The following is a 13,571-nucleotide window of genomic DNA, read 5'->3' as shown; positions in this document are numbered from 1 at the left end:
GCCTTTGACCTCCTCACCGAGCCCCGACCGACAGACAGGACCCTGGGCGATCCTTCGTCCGGAACTCCACCGCCCGTCACTGGAGCGACGGATCCTTCGCCAATCCCTCGGTCTCCAGCACGGGGGCGGCCTCGATGTCCGCCGCGCCCATCATGTCGGCAACCCGCTCCAGGGAGGAGATCAGCAGATGCTGTTCCCACGCCTGCAATCCCTCAAAGGCCTCGACGAAACTCTCCTGGAGCGGATTGGGCGCGCGACGCAGGGCCTCCTCCCCCGCCGCGGTGAGGGTCACCTCCATCCGCCGGCGGTCGTCACTGCCCTTGCTGCGCAGGGCCAACCCCTTCGCCTCCAGCCGCCCCATGATCGAGGTCACGGTGGCTTGGCTGAGGCTCACCCGCTTGGCGATCTCCCCCAGGGAGGGGTGGCGTCCCCTCTCGCGGAGCTGGCTGACCGCCTGCATCACCAGCAACTGGGGGCCGGTGACCCCCGCCTCGCTCATCAGCCGTTTCGACTGGAGGTCGATGGCGCGAATGATCTTTCGTATGGCGATCAGGACCTCTTTGGAACGGTTCATGGTAGTCAACATCACTCAACGACAAAGGGGGAAATCGTGCCCTTGGACCAGACGACGGGCGACGAGGAAGCCAATCGACTCGAACTCCTGCTCTTCACCCTCCACCAGGGGGGACAGCGCTTCGCCATCCCGGTAAGCGGGGTGCGGGAGGTGCGCGAGGGACTGACCGCCACCCCGCTGCCCAACGCCCACCCCCTGGTGATGGGACTGGTCCAGCTGCGCGGCAACACCTTCCCGCTGTTCGACCTGGAGGCGGCCCTGGGCGCTCACGGCGCATCCACCCCCGCTCGCCACGACGGGCCGATCATCGTCACCGAACAGGGCCATTCACTGCAAGGGGTGATGGTGCGTTCGGTGGAGCGGATCGCCGTGGTGGACCGCCGCGAAGTGATGGCCGCGCCACCGGGCAGCGGCCGCCACCACCTGATCGGCGGCGTGGTGCATATTGACGACACCCTGGTGGAGCTGCTGGACCTGAAGGCGATCCTCGGTGAGGCGGTAGGCTCACTTGGCGAGGCATCCGGTTAAGGGCCCGCAAAACAAAAATGGCGACCGCCAGGCCGCCATTCACCCAAAACCCATTTTCTGATTTTCGCCCCAAGCGAAAATCAGGCGTAGACGTTGACGAAGAGGTTGTTGCTGCGCCCGGCACTGGCGGTGAGGTTGAACTGGTTCAGGGCGCCATAGACTCCACCACTCCCAGCGGCGGTGCGCCGCTGCGTCCCCGGCCCCCCGCGCTCGTCCGAGGATCCCGGCGCCCCGTCGCTCCGCCCGGCGACCCCCCCCCCCGCACTCGCGCCACCCGGCTCGCCGCCCTCCCCCGCCACCTCACCGGTCGCCGCCGCCTCGGTGCTGGACCGGGAGATCTCCATCCGTGCCTCGGTGGCCATGCGGGCGGCATCGGCAGCCACCTGACGATCCTTGTTCGAGGGCTCGGCAGGGGCCATCGCCGCCCGCCGGATCGCCTCCGCCTTCTCCAGGGTCTTTTGCGGATCGTCCTCCTTGCCGGTATCGATCTTCACCTCGCCACCGATGGCATAGCGCTTGCCGTCGGGACCGGTCTGATAGGTGAAGCTGGCCGAGCCGCGCACGTACTGCCCACCGGCGGATTTGTGGGCCGACTCGTGGGTACGCACCTCCTGGTCCCGCGCCTTCAGCTCCTCGACCTGCTTGCGCTCCTCCTCGGTGAGCTCGGTCTCCTGGCGAACCCCGCTGAAGGAGTCTTTGCCGCCTTGATCACCCGGTTGGGACGACCGCCCGTCGGCGGCGCGCCCGGGTTGGGCGGAGGCATTCTGATTGGCCGCCGGGACCGCGGCACCCACCGCGGCAGCGCTACCTCCCGGCGTCGTCGACGCCGGTTGCTCGGTGACCCGCTGCGACGGCTCGGAAGCCAGACGTCCACGCCCCACCGGCGAGGCGGCCATCTGCATGGCAACGCGATCCGTGGTGCAGGCGAGAAACGGCAGGTTTCCGGAGGATGAGGTCATGGCTCGCTTTCGATCGGGGTTCCGTCAGTCCCAGTTTAGTCCCCTCCCGCCGGACGGAAAGAGACCCTCGTCGAGGTTAGCGGCCCATCCTCCAAAAACCTGAGGCCAGGCACGCGAAAAATTCGTCCTCTCCGAACCCGGAAGGATCAACGCGGAGGGGCGCAGAGACGAGGCGCAGCGTGGGCCGTGCGCGCCGCGACCGTTCCGCCGGTACCATCCTTGAAAACGGGATCTGACGTTGCAACAGGCACGACCTGCGCGAAGTCTCGTAGCGGAAGAGCGGCGCGTCATCAAACGGCAATCCGAGCCTTCTCGCCCTCCGTTCCCCTTCTTGCCCTTCGCGTCAACGATCGCGGACAACCGTTGAACCACCCCGGACGGTGGAATTCGGGTAGGGTGTGCCGACGATAGGAGGCGCACCGGTCGGAAAGTGGTGCGCCTCGTACCTCGGCACACCCTACGGCTGCTTCCACATCTCCGCGTATTTTCACAGTAGAACAGACGCGACCAAAGCTCCGGAAGCGGCCGATTCACCCGTAGTCCGACAGGCTGCTAGTGCTGCTCACCTGCATGGGAGAGGTAGAGCGCCAACCCCACCAGGGCGATGCCGCCGGCAAAGGTCAGCAGATCCAGCGCGGAGACGAAATCCATGCGGATGGCGTGCTCGAAGAACTTCACCACCAGGATCATCAGCACCACCTTGGAGAGGCGCGCCTTGAGATCATCGAGGCTGTGGATCACCAGCACCTTGGAGGAGACTTCCGACTCCGACTCCGCCTGATCGATCTTGCTGATGAAGAGTTCATACAGGCCGAGGGCGAAGATCAGCAGCACGGTGGCCAGCAGGTAGCCGTCGATCACCTCCACCACATGGGTGATGGTGATCCCGCGCAGCTCCGCCCGCGCATGCGCATCCAGTGCCGGCGAGAGGTAGTCACCCAGATGACTGAGCATGAACCAGGCGTCCGCCGTCGCCAGATAGAACATTGCCAGCGAGGAGAGCAGACTGAACACCACCGCCACCAACACCACCAGGCGGCTGTTCCAGAGCAGGCTCTCGAAGAGCAATTCCAGTCTTTTCATCGACGCATCCCAGGTTGCTTGAGATTAGGGCGGGCAAGGATACCCAAGAACGGTTTCGTTTTCTTCACGGGCCGCGCTTTTTACCACGGAGGGCCACGATGGGGGGACTGGCTACGACCTTCCGGTTACGACGCTCTGCGTCGTAACCGGGGATCCTGGACGCCCTGCGTCCCGATTGAGGCACGGCAGTTCGGCGGGGCGTGGAGCCGACGCGGAGCGTCCAAGAAGGACGCAGGTGCCGGCGTGAAGGCCGGGGTACGGGTTACCACGCAGAGCGTGGTAACCAGAGGAAACCTTCTGGTTACGACGCTCTGCGTCGTAACCGGGGACCTTGGACGCTCTGCGTCCCGATTGAGGCACGGCAGTTCAGCGGGGCGTGGAGCCGACGCGGAGCGTCCAAGAAGGACGCAGGTGCCGGCGTGAAGGCCGGGGTACGGGTTACCACGCAGAGCGTGGTAACCAGAGGAAACCTTCCGGTTACGACGCTCTGCGTCGTAACCGGGGACCTTGGACGCTCTGCGTCCCGATTGAGGCACGGCAGTTCAGCGGGGCGTGGAGCCGACGCGGAGCGTCCAAAGGAGACGCTGGTGCCGCCGTGAAGGCCGGGTTACCACGCGGAGCGTGGTAACCAGGGGAAGGACAACTACCAATATCAAAGGCGGAAACAGCGCGCGAAAAAAAAGGGGGCCGAAGCCCCCTTTTTCATCCGGCCGCCGGAAGCTGCCTAGCGGCCCATCCCCAGATAGGCCTTGTCGGAGGCTTCGACCGGGCCGACCGCCCAGGCACCGCGGGTCTTGGCATGTTTGACAGCAGCCGAGACGTCAGCGGAGGAGGGGTTCTTGTCGATCCCCAGCACCTGCTTGGGATAGATCAGGTCGGCGTCCTTGATCTGGGAAGCGTTCTTTTTGTAGATCAGCGGCCACTGGTAGGGGTTGCCATAGACCGCGGACTTGCCGGAGATCTTCCACAGGCTGTCACCCGTGGCGACGGTGTAGCGCATCTCGGCGGCGGCCAGGGCGGCCATCAGCTGCTTGGCCAGCTCGTAGGCGCGCTTGCCCTCGTTGGCCTTGATGGCGGCCTCGGCGTCGGCCAGCAGGGCCGACTGCTCCGGCGTCAGGGTATAGCCCTTGGCCTTCGCCACCATCGCCTTGGCCTGCTCCAGGTACCACTGGTTGATGGCGGTCTCGGACTGCTCACGGGCCTGGTTGGCGAGCTTGGTGGCGGTGGCGTAGTCGCCCTCGTCGAAGGCCTTCTCGGCCTTCTTGATCAGCTCGCCGGTATCACGCCAGGCGGCACCGAGGGCGACCGCCTCCTTGTAGGCGGCCTTGGCATCGGCGATCGCCTGGGCGGCGACGGCCTTGGGATCTTCGGCGGCCTGCTGCTGGCTCGCGCAGCCTGCGGCGACACCGAGCGCAAGCAGGACCACTGCGAAATATCGGAGGAGTTGGGAGAGTTTCATTTCGTTCTGCTCCAAGGCGGGAGTTATTGTCAAAACGCCTGTTTTTCGGCGGTTTCTGCCCATGAACGTAACACCACCTCTAAGGGGTGTCAAGGAAGGAAAACCCCCGAAAAACAGGCCCCTCCAGCTCCTCCACGGCACCCCGAAAGGGTAGAATCATGAATCCCTTAAAGAAACACTCGGAGAGCCCTCGATGGCCCAGATCCTGGTCCTCTACTACAGCCGTCACGGCGCCACCGCGGAGCTGGCGCGACGCATCGCCCATGGGGTCGAGGAGGTGGCGGGGATGGAGGCGCTGGTGCGCACCGTGCCACCGGTCTCCACCCTCTGCGAGCAGCGCGCCGACACCATCCCCGAGTCGGGCCCCCCCTATGCCACCACCGACGATCTGCGCCGCTGCGCGGGTCTCGCCCTGGGCAGCCCGACCCGCTTCGGCAACATGGCCGCCCCGCTCAAGTACTTCCTCGACGGCACCGCCGACCTGTGGGCCTCGGGGACGCTGATCGGGAAGCCGGCGGCGCTCTTCACCTCCACCGCCAGCCTCCACGGCGGCCAGGAGTCGACCCTGCTGTCGATGATGCTGCCGCTGCTCCATCACGGCATGCTGATCACCGGCCTCCCCTACAGCGAGGCGGCGCTCAACGCCACCGCCGCCGGCGGCACCCCCTACGGGGCGAGCCACTGGGCCGGAGCCGACGGGGGGCGCCCCTTCACCGAGGAGGAGGTCCGACTGGCCCGCGCCCTCGGTCGGCGGCTGGCGGAGACCGCGCAACGACTGGGGGTGGAACCGTGAGCCGGCAAACCGTCACCTTCCGCTGGTTGGCCCTGGCGGGGTATTTCGGGCTGCTGGCGCTGATGATGGCGTGGCCGACGCTGCTGGCGCCGCCGGAGAAGGTGCCGGTGGCCGTCGTGCTGCTGATCACCGCGGGGCCGCTGCTCTTTCCCCTGCGCGGCCTGCTCCACGGGCGCCCCTCCAGCCACCTGTGGGCGGCGCTGCTGACCCTGCCCTACATGACCCACGCCCTGGTGGAGCTCTACAGCAATCCGCCGGGGCGGCTGCTCGCCGGGCTGGAGCTGGTCCTGGTCATGGAGCTGTTCGTCGGGGCGGTGCTGTTTGCCAAGCACCGCGGCAGGGAACTCAAGGAAAAAGGTGAAGGGTAGGGTGTCCGAACGGCGCCGGCACCACTCTTCGATCAGCGGCACTCTTCCTTCAGCACCTGGCGGACGAAGGGAACGGTGAGCCGCCGCTTGGCGACCAGCGACGCCTCGTCGAGACGTTCCAGAATAGCGGCCAGCGAATGGAGATCGCGGCGACAGTGGCGGATCAGGTAGCGCCCCACTTCATCGGGGAGATGGATCCCGCGATTGAGGGCGTGGAGCCGCAGCGCCACCAGCTTGCCGGCCTCGTCCGGTTCGTGCAGCACGTAGGAGAGGCCCCAGGCGAGCCGGCTGCTCAGGTCCGGAAGGCCGATCCCCACCTCGTCGGCGCGGGCGGAGGCGGCGAAGAGCATCCGCCCGCCCGCCTCGCGCACCCGGTTGTAGAGGTTGAACAGCCCCTCCTCCCACGAATGCCGCCCGGCCACCGCCTGGACGTCGTCGACCGCCAGCAGTGCCATCCGCTCCAGCCCCTGCAGCGCCCCCACCGGCCACTCCCGCACCGCCTCTTCGAGGGGCAGGTAGAAACAGCCCTCGCCACGCTCCCCCGCCTCGTGGCAGGCGGCCTGCAGCAGATGGCTCTTGCCGGTGCCGCGCCCGCCCCACAGGTAGAGCTGGTCGACCCCCTGGTTCAGGATACAGCGCCAGACCGCGCTGACCGCCTCGTCGTTGTCGCCGGGCAGCAGGTTGGCGAAGGTGGCGGTGTCACGCAGCCGCAGGTCGAGGGGGATCTGAGCGGAGGGAGTGAACGGCGCGGCGGCACTCATCGGCAGGTACTCACGGCTGATCGTCGGCGGAGCTGGTGTAGAACAGGGAGTTGACGTAGTTGCGGTGGAGATGACGCAGGATCACCGCCACCACCGCCGCCACCGGCAGCGCCAGCAGCACGCCGAAGAAGCCGAACAGCTGGCCACCGGCGAGCACCGCGAAGATCACCGCCACCGGGTGGAGGCCGATCCGGTCGCCCACCAGCCATGGCGTCAGCAGCGCCCCCTCGACGACCTGGGCGACGCCGAACACCAGCGCCACCCAGAGCAGGTCCCCCAGCGCGTGGGTCTGCATGAAGATGGCGACGCCGGCGGCGGCGATACCGACGATGAAACCGAGGTAGGGAACGAAGCTGACCAGCCCCGCCACCATGCCGATCAGCAGCGCCAGCTCCAGCCCCACCAGGGCGAGGCCCACGCTGTAGATCGTCGCCAGCGCCGCCATCACCAGCACCTGACCGCGCAGGAACGCCCCCAGCACCTCGTCGGACTCGCGGGCGATGCCCACCACCAGCGGCTCCCAGGCCCGCGGCAGCAGGGCGCGCAGATTCTCCATCAGATGATCCCAGTCGCGCAGCAGATAGAAGCCGACGATCGGGATCAGCAGCAGATTGGCCAGCGCCGAGGCAAGCGCCACCCCGGAGCGGGTAACCGAGCCGGCGACGCCCGCGAGCAGCCCCCCGGCGCTCTTCCAGTGCTCCGCCAGACTCTGCTTGAGGGCGTCCAGGCCGAGCACCTCCGGCCCGACGCCGAAACGGCTGTGCAGCCACGGCAGCAGTTGCTGGCGCAGCCACTCCAGCCACCCCGGCAGCTTCGCCACCAGCGCCGAGAGCTGCCGCTCGAGCATCGGCACCAACAGCAGCAGCACGGCCAGCAGCAACAGCGAGAAGACGACGAAGACCACGCTCACCGCCGCGCCGCGCGGCAGCCCCCGCGCCTCCAGCCGGTCGGCCAGCGGGTCCCCGAGGTAGCCGAGCAGCGCGCCGGCGACGAAGGGGGTGAGGATCGGGGCGAGCAGGTAGAGCAGCCAGCCACCGAGGACGGCGGCAGCCAACAGCCACCAGGGACGGTTGCCGCTCATCGGCGGGCCTCCTTGCGCGCGCGGGCGCTCCAGTGAATGACGTAGTCCACCCCGCTCACCACGGTGGTGGCGAGCACCGGCCAGACCAGCAACGGGGACCAACGGGCGAGTGCCCCTCCCAACGCCTGCCCCGCCACCACCGCCAGCAGATAGCCGAGCAGCAGGGCGGTGTTGATCTTGCTCCAGCGGCTCGGCTCCATCTCCAGCCGGCCGACCCGCCGGTGGTAGGCCAGCGCCCCGCCGACGATCAGCAGGTCCCGCCCGATCACCGCCGCCACCAGCCACAGCGGCACCACCTCGAGCCAGCCGAGGACCAGGAAGGAGACGGTCAGCAGCAGCTTGTCGGCGAGCGGATCGAGCAGCGCGCCGAGGCGGCTGCGCCAATCGAAACGGCGGGCGAGAAAACCATCGAGGCCGTCGGAGAGTCCGGCCACGGCGATCAGCGCCAGGGCCCAACCGTAGTGCCGCTCGGCCAGGGTAGCGGCGATCGGTGCCACCAACAGGATGCGGATGACGGTGATCAGGTTGGGGATGTCACGCCGCTCCATGCCCCTTCCCCCCAACGCGTCCCGCAACGCCGTCGGCGATCACGGGCTGAGACGGTAGCGCAGCTCCTCCGGACCGCCGGAAGAGGGCGCTCCGGCCTCGATCGGCGCCACGCCCCGCCCGGCGGAGGCGCTCTCCAAGGGACGCAGGGTATGGCCGAGGGCGATGGTCTCGGCGAGCGCCTGGCGCCCTCCCCGCGCCTCCACCCGGTAGAGCAGCTCGCCGGGGACGACCCGCTCCAGCTGCACCGCGGTCACCGGCGGCAGCGAGCGCAGGTAGCGCTCCACCCGAGCGTAGTCGGCGAGTCCCGTCACTGCCGCCACGCGAACCTTCAGCGGCCCCTCATCGCCCCCCTCGTCGAGCAGCGCAAAGCGCTCGGCGAGGCGATCGGCCAGCGCATTGGCGGCCGCCTCCAGCAGCGCGTCGCGTCCGTCGGCGCGCCCCTCCCAACGCTCGCTCTCACCGCCCAGGTAGAGGCTCCAGTTGCCGCTCCAGCGGCCGGCGGTGTCGCGGTAGACCCGGCCCACCACCACCCCGTTGGCGCCGTAGCGCTGCGAGTGGGTGACGATGGCGTCGGCGAAACCGGCCCACACGTCGGCGAAACGCACCCGCGCCTGATCCTCCAGGTCCATGATCGGGAAGAGCAGCGGGGTACCGCGGCGCGCACCCACCCGCTGGAGCACGTCGCGCACCGCGAAGCCCTGCTCGCCCCCCACCAGGAAGCGCTCGGATCCGTCGGCCACCGCCAGCCAGGCGAGCACCGAGGGGCGCAGCCGCCCCCACACCGGCAGGTCCACCTGGCGTAGCGCCCGCTCCACCGCCTGGGCATCGAAGCTCACCCACAGGTGGGGCTCGCTCATCCCCCCCGCCCCCGCGCCGGGGAGCGGCACGTCGACGTAGCGGTACTGCTGCACGTAGCGCCCCGCCTCCTCCAGCATCGGCGCCAGCGCCGGGTGGGCCGCCGCCTGGCGATTGCCGGAGACCCGCACCAATACCTCGCCGAGGGCCGCCCGCTCCGCCTGCAGCCGCGCATCGGCGTCCTGCCCCGCCACCGGCACCTCCGCCTCGAACAGCGCCACCGTCTCGGCCGCCCGCGCCTTCAGCGAGAGCACCACACAGACCAGCAGGCCGATCCACAGCGCCACGCGCAGCCAGCGGCGGAAGGGGGAGCGTTGGGAGGGGGAACGGTTCATGGCGGGGAGAATACGTAGTGCAAATAGAGCGGGTATAATACCTCACTTGGCCGCGGCCTTGCGCCGCTCGACATTCCCCCGCATTGGAGCCCTCCGTGACCACACCGGCCGCCCCCACCGCGCTCAGCTACCGCGACGCCGGCGTCGACATCGACGCCGGCAACGCCCTCATCGACCGCATCAAGCCCCACGCCGCCCGCACCCACCGTCCCGGCGTGCTCGGCGGCCTGGGCGGCTTCGGCGCGCTGTTCGAACTGCCGCTGGACCGCTTCAGCAACCCGGTGCTGGTCTCCGGCACCGACGGCGTCGGCACCAAGCTCAAGCTGGCCATCGACGCCGGCATCCACGACACCATCGGCATCGACCTGGTGGCGATGTGCGTCAACGACATCGTGGTGGCCGGCGCCGAGCCGCTCTTTTTCCTCGACTACTACGCCACCGGCCACCTCGACGTGGAGGTGGCCACCGACGTGGTCAAGGGGATCGCCGACGGCTGCCTGCTGGCGGGCGCCGCGCTGGCCGGCGGCGAGACCGCCGAGATGCCGGGGATGTACGGTGAGGGGGACTACGATCTGGCCGGCTTCTGCGTCGGCGCGGTGGAGAAGTCCGCGATCATCGACGGCACCAAGGTGGAGGCCGGCGACGTGCTGATCGGGCTCGCCTCCAGCGGTCCCCACTCCAACGGCTACTCGCTGATCCGCAAGATCGTCGAGGTGAGCGGCGCCGACCTCCACGCGGAGTTCGACGGCCACACCCTCGGCGAGACCCTGCTCGCCCCCACCCGCATCTACGTCAAGTCGCTGCTCGCCCTGCGCGGCGAGGTGGAGCTGCGCGCGCTGGCCCACATCACCGGCGGCGGGTTGCCCGAGAACCTGCCGCGGGTGCTCCCCGAGGGGTGCCGGGCGGTGATCGATGCCGCGGCGTGGCAGCGCCCGGCGGTCTTCGACTGGCTGCAGCAGGCGGGCAACGTCGCCCGCGACGAGATGTACCGCACCTTCAACTGCGGCATCGGCATGGTGGTCTGCGTCCCCGCCGAGCAGGCCGAACGGGCGGTGGAGTTCCTCAACGCCCAGGGCGAACGCGCCGCGCTCATCGGCACCATCGAGGCGGGTACGGAGGGGCCGCGGGTGGAGATCCGCGAGCCGTGAGTGACATCCGCCCCGCCGCCGCGTCCGCCTCCGAGCCGGGCATCGTCGTCCTCATCTCCGGCCGCGGCAGCAACCTCCAGTCACTGATCGACGCCGAGCGCGACGGGCGCCTCGGCGCCACCATCCGCGCGGTGATCAGCAACCGCCCCGACGCCCTCGGCCTGCAGCGGGCCCGCGATGCCGGCATCGCCGCCCGGGTGTTGGACCCCACCGGCCACCCCGACCGCGACGCCTACGACCGCCGGCTGATCGAGGCGATCGACGCCCACCGGCCCGCCCTGGTGGTACTGGCCGGCTTCATGCGCATCCTCAGCGTCCACTTCGTCGCCCACTACGCCGGGCGGCTGATCAACATCCACCCCTCGCTACTCCCCGACTTCCGCGGCCTGCGCACCCATCAGCGGGCGCTCGCCGAGGGGGTAGCCCGCCACGGCGCCAGCGTCCACTTCGTGACCGAGGAGCTGGACGGCGGTCCGGTGATCCTCCAGGCACGGGTGCCGGTGTTCGAAGACGACACCCCCGAGACCCTCGCCGCCCGCGTCCTCGAACAGGAGCATCGCATCTATCCGCGGGCCGTGGAGCGGATCGCCAGCGGTCGCATCACCCTCGCCGAGGGGCGGGTGCTGCTCGACGGCAAACCCCTGGAGACCCCCGCGCTGCTCACTCCCGAGATGGAGGAGCCGCAGTGGTAAGGGCTCGCGAAACAACGACTCCCCGTTTTGGGAGGCCGTTCCACCCCGTCCACCTGCTACTCACCCTGCTGTGCCTGCTGCTGGGCGGGACGGCCGCCGCCGACCCGCCCCCCTTCGTCGCCCACTACACCCTCACCCGCAACGGCCTCCACCTCGGCGACAGCCGCCTGCAGCTCAGCCGCGAGGCCGGCGGCGGCTGGCGCTACGCCTCGCGTGTCCAGCCGGTGGGGCTGCTCAGCCTGTTCGTCAGCGACACCGTCGAGGAGGAGAGCCACTGGCGGCTCGACGGCGACCACCCCCGCCCCGAGCGCTACCGCTACCACCGCTTCGGCGGCAAGAAGGAGCGGCGGGTGGAGCTGCGCTTCGACTGGCAGGCGGGCCAGGTGGTCAACGACATCAGCGGCGACCGCTGGACCATGGAGATCCCCGCCGGGACCCTCGACAAGCTGGTCTACCAGGTGGCGATCATGCTCGACCTGGAACGGGGACTGCGTGCCATGAGCTACGCCATCGCCGACGGCGGCACCCTCAAGCACTATCATTTGGAAGTGACCGGGGAGGAGACCCTGGAGACCCCGCTGGGCCCCTTGCGCACCCTGCGGATCGAGCGTACCAAGGAGTCGAGCAAGCGGACCACCCGGCTGTGGTGCGCCCCGCGCTTCCACTTCCTGCCGGTGCGCATCGAGCAGGTGAAACAGGATGGCGAGACCCTGCGCATGACCATCGAGCGCGTCCTCGGCATGGGGAACGCCTAGCCGCGACAAAGAGAAGCGATGAAATTCCCCAACATCGACGAGATCGCCACCCGCGAGGTGGTCAGCATCGAGGAGCGCGCCAGCCTCGGCGAGGCGATCGAGCGGATGGTCGGCGCCGACAAGCGCGACGTCATCGTCATCGGCGAGCGCGGCGGCTTCGGCATCCTCACCGTCAACGACGTGATCCGCCTGCGCACCGAACGGGCCGACCTGACCACCCCGCTCACCGAGATCCACTTCCCCAGCGTCCCCCAGGCGGCCCGCGGCACCAACCTGCTCGACGTCTTCCAATACTTCGCCGGCGAGGAAGGCTACCTCTGCGTCACCGACGAAGGGGGGCGGCTCACCGGCATCCTCTCCTATACCGACATCATCGCCAGCATCGACCCCCAGGCGCTGATCGAACGCCAGCGGGTGGGCGACATCCTGCTGCGCAACGCGATCAAGCACGCCCCGCTCACGGCGACCATCGGCGAGGTGTTCGGCCTGCTCAGCAGCGTCGGTGACGCGGTGGTGCTGTGCGACGGCGAAGAGCGCCCCTACGGCATCCTCACCACCAAGGACGCGATCCGCCTGATCCGCGGCCAGATCGATTTCGCCGCGCCGGCCCGCGATCACGTCACCACCCCGCTGGAGACGGTCACCCGCGACATCACCGTGCGCGAGGCGATCGACTACATCCGCGAACACCGCTTCAAGCGCATCGTGGTACGCGACGAGGAGGGGCGGCTGCTCGGCATGATCCACCAGCGGGAGCTGATCGACATCGCCTACAGCAAATGGTCGGAGATGCTGCGCGATCAGGCCGACGAGCTGCGCACCCTGGTCGGCGTGCTGGAGCGGCGCGCCTCCAACCTGGAAAAGCTGGCCCACACCGACCGTCTCACCGGCGCCTTCAACCGCGGCAAGTTCGAACGCGCCCTGGCCGAGGAGATCAGCCGCTGCCAACGCTACGCGACCAGCCCCTTCTCCGTGGCGATCATGGACCTGGACCACTTCAAGGCGGTCAACGACCGCCACGGCCACCTCACCGGCGACGAGGTGCTGAAGGAGTTCACCGCCATCATCAAAGGCCACATCCGCGACGTCGACCTGTTCGCCCGCTGGGGCGGCGAGGAGTTCACCCTGCTACTCCCCGGCACCGACCGGGCGGGGGCCGAACTGCTCACCAACCGCCTGTGCGACGCGGTGGCCGGCCACCACTTCCCTGGCGCTGGCCAGGTCACCGTCAGCATCGGCGTCGCCGAACACCGCCCGGAGGAGCAACCCGAACCCCTGCTGCACCGCGCCGACATCGCCCTCTACCGGGCGAAGAGCGAGGGGAGGAATCGGGTGGAGGTGGCGGAATAGGCTGGATCAGGTGACAGGTGACAGGTGACAGGTGACAGGTGACAGGATGATACCGGCGCCGATCCAGCATCAACCCTCGCACCAATATGCTCCCCCACCCCCCTTTCTCGTTTCCACGCTCTGCGTGGAAACGTCTTCTTTGACGCTCCGCGTCATGCCGAACGAAGGCACCGCAAATTCAGCGCCCTGCCTAGCTCTGCCTCTTACCCACAAATCGGCCATCAGCGCCCCCCCCGGAAGTGCCAGGACAAGGCGCGGTGCGCAGCCGGCGGCTCCGGGCT

Annotated in this window: 15 protein-coding genes; 7 read left to right on the top strand and 8 right to left on the bottom strand. The window is 68.8% G+C overall.

Annotation, left to right across the window (positions count from 1 at the left end):
• Positions 1-76: 76 nt before the first annotated feature.
• Entirely contained in the window at positions 77-574 is a 498-nt protein-coding gene (locus ACYQ2W_RS05555; protein WP_459864061.1) for a MarR family winged helix-turn-helix transcriptional regulator, read from the bottom strand.
• A gap of 42 nt (positions 575-616) precedes the next feature.
• Here ACYQ2W_RS05555 and ACYQ2W_RS05550 point away from each other — a divergent pair, with 42 nt between their 5' ends.
• On the top strand, positions 617-1,102 hold the full coding sequence (locus tag ACYQ2W_RS05550; protein ID WP_459864059.1) for a chemotaxis protein CheW: 486 nt from the start codon (positions 617-619) through the stop codon (positions 1,100-1,102).
• A gap of 80 nt (positions 1,103-1,182) precedes the next feature.
• Here ACYQ2W_RS05550 and ACYQ2W_RS05545 read toward each other — a convergent pair whose 3' ends face one another.
• The 3 genes from ACYQ2W_RS05545 to ACYQ2W_RS05535 all read right to left on the bottom strand — a co-directional run bounded on the left by ACYQ2W_RS05545 (position 1,183) and on the right by ACYQ2W_RS05535 (position 4,603).
• Positions 1,183-2,061, bottom strand: coding sequence for a putative metalloprotease CJM1_0395 family protein (locus ACYQ2W_RS05545; RefSeq protein ID WP_459864057.1), 879 nt, complete (start codon positions 2,059-2,061; stop codon positions 1,183-1,185).
• A 552-nt stretch (positions 2,062-2,613) separates the two neighbouring features.
• A complete protein-coding gene (locus tag ACYQ2W_RS05540) occupies positions 2,614-3,144 on the bottom strand; it encodes a YqhA family protein (RefSeq protein ID WP_459864055.1) in 531 nt (176 codons plus the stop codon).
• Positions 3,145-3,868: 724 nt separating this feature from the next.
• Positions 3,869-4,603, bottom strand: a complete 735-nt coding sequence (locus tag ACYQ2W_RS05535; protein WP_459864053.1) for a LysM peptidoglycan-binding domain-containing protein — start codon at positions 4,601-4,603, stop codon at positions 3,869-3,871.
• Positions 4,604-4,796: 193 nt separating this feature from the next.
• On the opposite strand from ACYQ2W_RS05535, the gene wrbA reads away from it, so the two are divergent.
• Positions 4,797-5,396 (top strand): NAD(P)H:quinone oxidoreductase, encoded by a 600-nt coding sequence (gene wrbA / locus ACYQ2W_RS05530; RefSeq protein WP_459864051.1) that lies wholly within the window; start codon positions 4,797-4,799, stop codon positions 5,394-5,396.
• Positions 5,393-5,764 carry a DUF2069 domain-containing protein gene (locus ACYQ2W_RS05525; RefSeq protein ID WP_459864049.1) on the top strand — a complete coding sequence of 124 codons (372 nt, stop codon included), beginning with the start codon at positions 5,393-5,395 and terminating at the stop codon, positions 5,762-5,764. Before wrbA ends, ACYQ2W_RS05525 begins: the two co-directional genes overlap by 4 nt.
• Before the next feature lie 32 nt (positions 5,765-5,796).
• On the opposite strand, the gene hda is transcribed toward ACYQ2W_RS05525, so the two are convergent.
• Genes hda through ACYQ2W_RS05505 form a run of 4 tightly spaced genes read right to left on the bottom strand, consistent with a single transcriptional unit; the run spans position 5,797 to position 9,345 of the window.
• On the bottom strand, positions 5,797-6,525 hold the full coding sequence (gene hda, locus ACYQ2W_RS05520) for a DnaA regulatory inactivator Hda (RefSeq protein WP_459864047.1): 729 nt from the start codon (positions 6,523-6,525) through the stop codon (positions 5,797-5,799).
• Positions 6,526-6,535: 10 nt separating this feature from the next.
• A complete protein-coding gene (locus tag ACYQ2W_RS05515; protein WP_459864045.1) occupies positions 6,536-7,606 on the bottom strand; it encodes an AI-2E family transporter in 1,071 nt (356 codons plus the stop codon).
• A complete protein-coding gene (locus ACYQ2W_RS05510) occupies positions 7,603-8,154 on the bottom strand; it encodes a CDP-alcohol phosphatidyltransferase family protein (protein ID WP_459864043.1) in 552 nt (183 codons plus the stop codon). The genes ACYQ2W_RS05515 and ACYQ2W_RS05510 overlap by 4 nt, the downstream gene beginning before the upstream one ends.
• Before the next feature lie 39 nt (positions 8,155-8,193).
• Positions 8,194-9,345, bottom strand: a complete 1,152-nt coding sequence (locus ACYQ2W_RS05505; RefSeq protein ID WP_459864041.1) for a DUF2066 domain-containing protein — start codon at positions 9,343-9,345, stop codon at positions 8,194-8,196.
• A 95-nt stretch (positions 9,346-9,440) separates the two neighbouring features.
• On the opposite strand from ACYQ2W_RS05505, the gene purM reads away from it, so the two are divergent.
• From purM to ACYQ2W_RS05485, 4 genes are read left to right on the top strand one after another with little or no spacing between them, the layout of a single operon-like run.
• Positions 9,441-10,493: a phosphoribosylformylglycinamidine cyclo-ligase gene (gene purM / locus ACYQ2W_RS05500; RefSeq protein ID WP_459864039.1), complete on the top strand. Its 1,053-nt coding sequence runs from the start codon at positions 9,441-9,443 to the stop codon at positions 10,491-10,493.
• Positions 10,490-11,185 (top strand): phosphoribosylglycinamide formyltransferase, encoded by a 696-nt coding sequence (purN, locus tag ACYQ2W_RS05495; RefSeq protein ID WP_459864037.1) that lies wholly within the window; start codon positions 10,490-10,492, stop codon positions 11,183-11,185. The genes purM and purN overlap by 4 nt, the downstream gene beginning before the upstream one ends.
• Positions 11,179-11,940 carry a DUF3108 domain-containing protein gene (locus tag ACYQ2W_RS05490; protein WP_459864035.1) on the top strand — a complete coding sequence of 254 codons (762 nt, stop codon included), beginning with the start codon at positions 11,179-11,181 and terminating at the stop codon, positions 11,938-11,940. The genes purN and ACYQ2W_RS05490 overlap by 7 nt, the downstream gene beginning before the upstream one ends.
• An 18-nt stretch (positions 11,941-11,958) precedes the next feature.
• Complete coding sequence (locus ACYQ2W_RS05485) at positions 11,959-13,290, top strand: diguanylate cyclase (RefSeq protein WP_459864033.1); 1,332 nt, start codon at positions 11,959-11,961, stop codon at positions 13,288-13,290.
• The last annotated feature ends 281 nt before the right edge of the window (positions 13,291-13,571 follow it).

Source organism: Endothiovibrio diazotrophicus (assembly GCF_054657215.1).
The sequence above is the reverse complement of the archived record's forward strand: the minus strand, read 5'-3'. Positions and strand labels throughout refer to the sequence as shown.